Here is a 345-nt window from a genome sequence, read left to right as displayed (position 1 = left end):
TTGCCGCGCGTGAAGTTCTTATCGCGATTATTGACTGCTTTGAATTTGCTGCCGTCGATCGCAACGCTGGTTGTCGCGAGCAAGCCCATCTTGCGGCACACCTCGACGAAGCGCGCGCAGACCTTTTTGATGCCGGGACCATTGTCCTTGCGGAAATCGGCAATCGTTTTGTGATCGGGCGCAAGCCTGGCGAGCAGCCACATCACTTCGACGTTGCGGCCAGCTTCACGCTCAAGCCGGCGGCTCGAATGGACACGGTTGAGATAACCGTAAATGTAAAGCCCTAAGAGCGCGGCCGGATGATACGACGGCCTACCTGTGCCGGCAGGCTCAACGCCACCGAAC

The 345-nt window shown here is 58.3% G+C and carries 1 protein-coding gene; it reads right to left on the bottom strand.

What is annotated here, in order from left to right; genetic code table 11:
- On the bottom strand, positions 1–345 hold a 345-nt coding region (locus tag IVB13_RS36070; protein ID WP_247492291.1), incomplete at both ends, for a transposase.

It is taken from the genome of Bradyrhizobium sp. 17 (assembly GCF_023073515.1).
Taxonomy (GTDB): Bacteria; Pseudomonadota; Alphaproteobacteria; order Rhizobiales; family Xanthobacteraceae; genus Bradyrhizobium; species Bradyrhizobium canariense_D.
The sequence above is the reverse complement of the archived record's forward strand: the minus strand, read 5'-3'. Positions and strand labels throughout refer to the sequence as shown.